Genomic DNA, 9,197 nt, shown 5'->3' with positions numbered 1-9,197 from the left:
CAGCGCTATATCCAACCTTTCGGCTCTCAGCCGATAGTGGTTGAGTTGTCTCCTGGAAATTCATATGTTGCTTTTCTTATATGTCATCAGGCAGAGAGAGAAAACATTCCTATCGTTATTAATGTTACTAGATGGAGGACATCGTCTGATATTGCATTAAACCGCGCCAGAAGTCACGCTGAAAGATTGCATGTTTTTTCATTTATACCTATCCATACTGAATCAAGAAATACTGTCTGTGTTGGATTAAATTTTAATTTAAATCTAGATCCTTTTAGTGTTGATACAGTAGGGCTTCAACAGGATAGATTTCCTTTAGTACAAAGATTGTTTGAGTATATAGAAGATGAAGAGGTTGGAGAGAATATTAGAGATTTCTTGCTTCAACATCTTCCTGGTGAAATACCAAGAAATGCAGATAATTATAACAGAGTATTTGATTGTATAACTGGTTTTACTTTTGGAAGTAGTGCTTTTGATAGGCACCCTTTAGAACTAGAAGAAGAAGACGAAGCACCTATAACAAAATACATATTTAGACATGGTGATGAGGGTTTAAGATGTTTAACTATGGTCTTTCATGCTGAAGGTTCTGATATAGTTATACTTCATATTAGAGCTCACGATGCACAACAACAAGGAGCAATCAATTTAGAAAATCTTAATATTAATGGAAATAATGTTCATGTATGGGAAGTTTCATGCACACTTAATGACCAATTTGAGCTAGATATTGATCAACCAAATGACCTTGGTTTATATCACGATTACCAAAATAATAATGCAAATAATTTTCTTGATGGTGATCTTGCACAAGTACCTAATGCTGAAAATGTACATGGTATTTCAGAAAGGGTTATGAATGATGGCTGGCAAGATGTAGGTCATCATGGAGAGCTGTTTCAAGAGATCTCTGGAATATTGATGCCACTTAGGGACGCAATAAATGTTAATAGTGAGGATAAGTTTCGTTCTATACTACATGGTACATTTTATGCTAGTGATAATCCTTATAAAGTGCTTGCTATGTATAAAGTTGGTCAAACATATAGTTTGAAAAGGGGTCAGGAAGAAGAAGGAGAAAGGGCAATACTCACAAGAATTACAGAACAGAGATTAGACCTTTTATTATTAAGGCAACCTACAGCAGATACTCATCCAATTGGATATATATTAAGATTTGCTGGTAATGCAGAAGAAATAATACAAAAGGAGAATAACGCAAAAGATCAAATAAAAGAACTTATAAACAAGCAGAGAGGATATGTGCCTATTACTTCTGGAAATGAGGTGGTTTTACTTCCTCTTATATTTAATGCAGGTGCAGAGAGAGTAGAAGGTCTTATATCTATTCCAGAAGGAATAGGAAGAGAAGAGTATGTACATAGACTTGATCGTGGTGGTCGTGACTCAAGACCAGGAGTATTAGTGGGACCTGAAAGTGTTATTGATGAAAATCCACCAGAGGGTCTATTATCAGATCAGACTCGTGAAAATTTCAGGCGCTTTTACACGGAAAGAAAACCAGGACAGAACTCGATTTTTTTGCTTGATATAGATGATAATCTGCACGTTCCATTTAGTTACTTGCAAGGTACTAGAGCACAGGTAATAGAAACATTAAAGTCAAGAATAAGGAGAGGTGATAATTCCATTCCTACAGCACAAGAGATAAGAAGACAAATAAGAGATATTCTTAGAAATCAAGGGATAGAAGTAAATGATCTACTTACGCTAGAATTTGCGACGAGAAATGGACATTATGATTACTGGCTTCAACAAATTGATATAGCTCACGCTGGAAGATTGCGATATCAGCTTCGTACTGAAGGTAATCACACTTTTGAAGTAGCTAATTTGGCAAGGAATGACGGTAACGAGCACATTGTTAGAGTATTAAATCAATTTAGGGAAAATGAAAAACAACAGCGTTTAACTTTAATCATTACTTTAAATAATACTCATTGGGTTACACTAGTGATTGAACGTCAAAATGGGAACTATGTTGGGTACTATGCTGATTCAACTGCTACTGCTGTTCCAGGTGGTATTACTGATATCATTCAAAATAACTTAGGAAATAATATCAGGATTAATAATGTTTCTGTTAGTCAGCAAACAGATGGTTGGAATTGTGGTTTATGGGCATTAGAAAATGCTAGTGATATTAATCGAGTTCTAAACGAAAATCCTGTTGGGCAAGTGCAGAATATCATAAATATAATACGCGATTTTCTTGGAAGAGGCCACCCAAACAGAGATAGAAATTACTTTCAGAACATAAGAGTGGGCATTTCGCAATTATTCAGGAATAATCCGGGATTTCAAGATGTGCAATTGCAAGCATACATTCAAAATAGAGAACAAATTGATCCATTACTACGTACTTATCTAGAATTAGGATATCACAGAGTGGGAGGAGGGTGTGGACCAGTAGAAGCACCTATATCGCTTGGTGTTAGTGATTCCAGTAATTTTGGTGACCTGCCACAGTCAAGCTTAGAAAGTCCTGAAGCTAGTCGTGTTTCTGACCTTAGCCAAGGTAAAGGCGGTAGGTAGAGGTAATCGGTAGATGAAAGGAGTGTAACAAAAACCTTATGCATCAAGTAAAGATTGTGAGCAAATTTAAAGAAGTTAAGGTGGGTAACCTGTTTTTTTCTACTTGCAGCAATGTTTCAAAAAGTATATGTGTCGAGTTGGGTAAAGTTGAAGGAGGTTCTTAAATGAGCAACTATTAATTTGGTAGTGTATAACATTAATAAATTTAAACGATGCAACCATTTCCAGCAACCAAAACCAGCCAGCGTGAGAACAATTTTTTTTTGGAATGGGTAGGTCTTGCAGCACACTACCCCTAGATTTTTCACTTTTTCATATAGCTTGAACAAACTTTTTCTAACTCATTCATGTTTGTACTTTAACATATTTAATAATTGAAACGACGTCTATGAGTCAGATACCGCCCATACCACTACACTTTGGGGATGCACATCAAGCCGATAGTAGTTGCATATTCCATACACAAGGAGCTAAACTTCAACAAGCCTAAGTTCTGCAGATGTATGTTTCTTCACATTCGATTCTCTCTATTTTAGCACTGGGCTTTAATATCATATATGTAGTCCCACCAACCGCTAACGCAAGTGTTGTGGCTGCAGCAACCGCCCCTACTATAGGCAGAAATCCAATTGTAAATACTGTTGCAAAAATGGTTGTCGCAGCTATACCTAATACTGCTGTTGATCCGCCACTAACAAGACCCCACTTGGTTGCATTATATTCTTGTTGTTTTATTTCTGCTTCCCCGAAAAGCTGTATTAAACTTTCATCTGTGGCTAACTCTCTTGGAGTTTTACCATTAGTGTCTTTTAACAAAGGATTTTCCCACTTTTTCAGTAAAGACTCTGCTACTTCTGTGCAGTCATAAATAGCAGCTAAATGTAAAGGAGTACGACCTTTTAGTAACGTATGTGCTCTATCTTCTACTACACACCTCACTAGATGCTCTACAACTTCTTTCATACTTGGTTCTTTTCCTATTAAATACTTAACTACCTTTGTGCAATTATTATAGAAAGCACTATGTAAAGGAGTATTTCCGTCTTTATTCACTACATTAAGATCTGATCCTTTTTTCACTAGAAGTTCTATTATGTCTATATGGCCATTTGCAGCAGCTAAGTGCAAGGAAGTATTTCCGTCTTTATTCACTACATTAGGGTCTGATCCTTCTTTCACTAGAAGTTCTACTATGTCTATATAGCCATTGGATGCGGATAAGTGCAAAGAAGTATTTCCGTTTTGATCTTTTATATCAACACCTGCTCCTCCTTCTAACAGTAATTTTGTAACATTTATATCCCCAAAATTTGCAGCAAAATGTAATAATGTATATTCTTTTGTATGGTTAGAATCATCTTGTACTTTGAAAATGTAATTTATATCAAACCCATGTTTTTTCCACTGATTACATTCATGCATTATATGTTTTATACTACAACGCTCCTGCTCTAACTCTCTGAGCTCATTCTCATATTTCTTGAATTCCATATTAAATTTTGCTTCGCTATCTTTCAAACTATTATTATACCTTTCATATTCCCAATCATAATCAGGTATAGCATGTCTAGAATCATAATTGGATTTACTACTATTGGCATTGTTATGCAGCTCCTGTAACAATTTACTATTGTACTGGTAGTTTAACGACTGTATCTTTCTGCCATAGTTTTCACTCAATAACTGTGTCTCTCTGTTATAGTTTTCATCCAATAGCTGCATTTTGTGGTGAATAGATTCACTAGATTCATTAATTTCGCTTGACCTTCTTGAATTATATTCTTGTAATTCATTTGCTATTCTTGTAGTTGTGTTATTGCTGTATATACTTGGATTTTCCTCTATCCCCTGCAATATTATTTCAAATTCATTCTTCATAAAGTCTATCATACCTATACCTCAAAATTAAAAACACATGCCTAAATTGTACACGTATTTAATAAAAAAGCAAGTTTTTGCTTGTCAGTTCTAATTTCTTATATTCTTTTCTTCTGTCTTTTTCTTAATTATATGTATGTCTTTATGTAGATATTAAAACAATATTTCTACTATTCCACAAACCAATAAATGCAACAGAGAAGAAGTTGCTTTGGAATCGGAAGGTCCGCTGCGGAGGCTTAAGACCTGCTGCAAAAGGAAAGCCCAGTTTTTGTGGTAATTATGATCTTTAAAAAAACCACGTTTAAAAATACTTCATACAAGCGAGGAACACCTCTTCTTGTTTTCGCAGCAGGTCTCCATGTATCCTTCTTTAATTAAGAGACTGACTAGCTCCTTGAGTTTGTTCAGTGCTTGGGCACTCAAGGTTACTATTTATATCTTTATTTTTAACCATCTCTGCAAATGTCTTGACTTTCAGTGTAGGAACATGTCTTGTTGTAACATCTTCGAAGTCTACAAAGTAAATTAGTGTATTATTTCGTACTCCTGTTCTTTATACCAGTAAATGTCATTGCTTGAAAATTACTTCCATAATGCGTCGATAAAGCATCAATCAATGGTTTATGATTATGTAGAAATATTCTTTTTTCTATTTCTGGCATTATCTGAGCTTTAAGTTGTATATTCTCTGGACTGACATATAAGCCAGTAGCTTCCAGTTTTGCTATGTGATTTACTATTAACTCAGCATTGTCTATTTTATTCGAGATAATAACGCAATTTAAAGGAGTATTGCCATCACCATCTATCACATCAATATTCGCTCCTTTTTCAAGTAAAGACTCTATCACACCTTTTTGGCTATGTTCAGCAGCCCAACTTAAAGGAGTATTGCCATTATCATCTATCGCATCAATATGCGCCCCCTCTCCGATTAAAAGCTCTACCACTTCTCTTTTGCCACTTAAAGTAGCAGCATGTAAAGGAGTATTTTTACTCTCATTCACCGCATTAATATTCGCCCCTTTTTCGATTAAGAACTCTACTACTTCTCTTTTGCCACTTAAAGCAGCAGCATGTAAAGGAGTATTTTTAACCTTATTCACCGCATCAACATTCGCCCTTTTTTCGATTAAAAGCTCTACCATCTCTCTTTTGCCACTTAAAGCAGCAGAAAATAAAGGAGTATTGCCATTATCATCCACCGCATCAACATTCGCCCCTTCTTTGATTAAAAGCTCTACCACCTCTCTTTTGTCACTGAAAGCAGCAGCATAATGTAAAAGAGTAGGTCCATCTTCACTTACCATATTAATATTTGCCCCTTTTTCGATTAAAAGCTCTACCATCTCTCTGCCACTTAAAACAGCATAATGTAAAGGAGTGAGTCTAAGTTGCTGAATATTCGCTGCCTCTACTACCCCTCTTTCCCTTGTATTACTTAAAGCAGAAAGACGTGAAAAAGCTTTTTCACCCTCATCTACCGCATTAACCTCTGCTCCAGCTACTATTAACTCCTCAATTTGCCCTATATTACCCTGTACAACAGCATTAAAAAGTTGTTCATTTAACTCTCTTTGTTGTATTTCGTTCATAAATTACCTCTAATTTGTTAGTATGCTAGATGATAATGCAGTATAAATATTTGATATTTATTAATATTACTACACTTACATTATATATAAAATTTTTAATTCAATTCATCATCACCTGCAACATCAGCAAGCCAAACGCCTCCCTTTTTTCGTTGAGCGTCATAAAGCTTTTTCTATATACTTCCACAATCTTTGCCTCTTTTCCATGAGAGTTTCTATTGTATCTTTGTCATAAGATGAGCACAAACCTTTTTTGCTATAAATTTACCTTAGTTTTCCTTTTTATCCTCAAATGAATTGGTATTAATTTAGTAAAATATATTACTAATAACCTAACCGATACAACCACTTTCAGCAACTTAAAATAACAAGCGTGAGAACAAGTTTTTTTGGGATCAGTTGGTCTACCATATGTACCATACGAACTTTTTAATATAACAATTTAACTATACGCTAAAACTAGCTATATTAGCCCATTTCATCCATATCTACATACGAACTTTTTTGCCTAAGCTTATTGAAATAATTTAAATCTTCTATTTTTATAACCTTATTTTTACGCGGCTTGTTCTCACAAATATACGACCTTTTTTGCAATCTTAGGAAGAGTCAATAATTCAATTCTTTATAACACTAGCTAGCATGGTATCTTCACTAAAATATTTTTTAAAAAGTTAGTTGACTTATAAATAATTCTCTACTAATACTGGCATGTGTTTGTTTATTCTGCTGAAGTGGCTCCGCAGGTTACTGTATAAGCTTCAGCAGTTTTTGCACTCCTTTAAAGCATCATATTCCTATATATTAAATATCGCTAGTGCTTCTCAAATTTGTTGATCTATAGTAAAACTGGCTAAAACTTGGAGTCATAAGCAACTTTTAACCTCTCTATATACTCCATTATTACTCACCATAAAAACTTAACAAAAGCTTAACGACGTGAGTAGTAAAAAGATTATGGTTATTGACTTAATGTTACATATCGCATACAATATATCATATATCTTAGCTTAAAGGGTAAGTATGGGTGAGTCTACTGGGATGGTAAAATCTATCATCAATCTACTAAAACCAAAATCCAAACCAGAACTATATGATATTGAATATGAATCCATTATAGAACATCTATCATCTAAAGAACATTTATTAAATGAGCTGATGAATGATATGTGGTACTCAGGAGATTTACCATCAGTTAGAAATCATAATGAACTACCTTCTTTAGTTGATAGCAAACTTGGACTAAGCGAGCAAATTTGTGTTTGGTTTGCTCTAGATCACGATCTTACGCCAAGTCAAAAAAATTTAAACAAAAAGTTGCTTAGTGCTCTAAAATGTTTAGCTTCTAACTGTGGTTCATTTGATAATACTGAGCCCCTTGAAGAATTTTTACATGATAATAAAAACAATAAAGATTTAAAAGTAATTCTTAATCTCAGAAGAGGAGAATCTCAATCAACAGTATTGCATGCAATTGCAGGAGCAAATATTGGTGGATTTCGTCGTACAGGAAATCAGGCTATAGATTTACTTTTAGGTGCAGGTGCAGATCCTAATATACAAGATAACAAAGGAAAAACACCATTATACATTGCTGCTGCCATAGGTCATTACGATAATGCAAACTCTCTTCTCTTAAAAGGAGCTAACCCTAATATAACAAGTAGAAAGGGCAAAACTCCACAACAAATAGCAACTAATAAACTCTGCTATAATATAGAAGAATTATTCTTAACTGATAAACAGAAAAAGATGAATAAGGAATTGTATGACTTACTTGTGTGTGATTCAGACTGCACTAAAAATTTAAAGGAGTTTTTAAGTAAGCATAAAAGAGACTCAGACCTAAAAGTGGTGCTAAATATTCGGCAAGGAATGGGTGAATCAAAAGTGTTTTCGTATGTTGATCGTTTTGCTTGGGATAATGAAGATCTTGCTCAAGAGTTAAGAAAAATATTTCTAAAAGCAGGAGCATTAGATTATGATAAAAATATTATTTATCGTCAGCAAAAGAAAGGACAGGTCAGTAAATTACTCGTTAATTTAACCTCAAATCAAAAGGAAAAGTTAAATGAGTTTTCTGATAAGGTATTTCAGGCTCAAAACATGGCTGAACTTGAAGAGATTGTAAACGATGCTATAAAGTCTGGTGTACGATTAAACTATTCTCTTTCACAAGATTTCTTTTCAGGTAATGAGTACACTTTTACCGATTATGTGATGAAAAAAATCAGTGAGTTGGAAAAAAATCCTAAAGTTGCTAGTAATATAATATGTCAATTAGTATCAAAAGGGGCAGTGTTTGGTAATACAGTTGATGCTAACACACTGACATCAGAATTTAAAGAGCATAAAACTAACCTAAAAAAAGCTTATAGAGATTATATTAGCAATTCTCATAAATTTATTGAAATCGCAAAAAGTGCAACCAATAGCGAGCTAAAAGATGCAAGAGTAGACAACTCCGTTTTTTACTTAGAATATTCTAAAGATAGTAAAATAGACATTATAAAGATAACAGATGGGGCAAGGGATTTAGGTCTAACAGATGGGGATGTAAAGTGTGGAAGAAATATAGTAAAGATCGGTAATAGTGAAGTAGAAATTAAAACTGAAGATGGCATAAGGAATTACACAGATCTTACAGAAGGCAGCGATGTAGTATTAACTTTCTATACTAGTTTGGGAAATGTAGACGTTAGGCTGTATCCTGACATACAGAATAAAAGCAAAATTATAGTAGAAGTGAGTAATAGAGAGGAAATATTAGAAAAATTCAAAGGTTGCGAAGAAGAGTTAGGCAATGATTGCGAGCTTGGTAACTACTGGGTCTACGATGCTATTGAACAGGGATATTTTGAAAGATCTGGTGGATTAATGCGTCCTGAAGTAATAAGCGAGTCTAACAACAAAAAGGTTTCATGGGCAGAACGTGAAGAATTAAGAAGGGTTTCTAGGGAAGAAATTGCTAGGTAGAAGGTATTAAATATTAACTAAGATAATTAGCAATCTAAGAAACGAATTGTCTTAAGCTCTACACAAATCACTCGCTCTTTTTTACAATTAATTTGCTTTATAGAACTACTCGTAGTAATCAAAATAAGATTTTTTCTTATACTCAACCACTATCGGCTGAGAGCCGAAAGGTTGGATATAGCGCTG

The 9,197-nt window shown here is 34.3% G+C and carries 4 protein-coding genes; 2 read left to right on the top strand and 2 right to left on the bottom strand.

Going from position 1 to position 9,197, the window contains the following annotated elements; all coding sequences use genetic code 11:
- A partial coding sequence (locus DEF52_RS06190; protein ID WP_151808104.1) for a cytoplasmic incompatibility factor CifB occupies positions 1 to 2,559 on the top strand: 2,559 nt, incomplete at its 5' end.
- 486 nt (positions 2,560 to 3,045) lie between these two features.
- Here the strand turns inward: DEF52_RS06190 and DEF52_RS05700 are convergent.
- Together DEF52_RS05700 and DEF52_RS05695 are read right to left on the bottom strand one after the other, a co-directional pair.
- Complete coding sequence (locus DEF52_RS05700) at positions 3,046 to 4,449, bottom strand: ankyrin repeat domain-containing protein (protein WP_151808103.1); 1,404 nt, start codon at positions 4,447 to 4,449, stop codon at positions 3,046 to 3,048.
- A gap of 524 nt (positions 4,450 to 4,973) precedes the next feature.
- Positions 4,974 to 6,035, bottom strand: a complete 1,062-nt coding sequence (locus DEF52_RS05695) for an ankyrin repeat domain-containing protein (protein ID WP_151808102.1) — start codon at positions 6,033 to 6,035, stop codon at positions 4,974 to 4,976.
- A 1,023-nt stretch (positions 6,036 to 7,058) separates the two neighbouring features.
- On the opposite strand from DEF52_RS05695, the gene DEF52_RS05685 reads away from it, so the two are divergent.
- Positions 7,059 to 9,011 carry an ankyrin repeat domain-containing protein gene (locus tag DEF52_RS05685; protein ID WP_151808101.1) on the top strand — a complete coding sequence of 651 codons (1,953 nt, stop codon included), beginning with the start codon at positions 7,059 to 7,061 and terminating at the stop codon, positions 9,009 to 9,011.
- The last annotated feature ends 186 nt before the right edge of the window (positions 9,012 to 9,197 follow it).

This window comes from Wolbachia endosymbiont of Nasonia oneida, assembly GCF_009012935.1.
GTDB lineage: Bacteria > Pseudomonadota > Alphaproteobacteria > Rickettsiales > Anaplasmataceae > Wolbachia > Wolbachia pipientis.
Note: the sequence above shows the minus strand (reverse complement) of the source record. Positions and strands in the feature narration are given on the sequence as shown.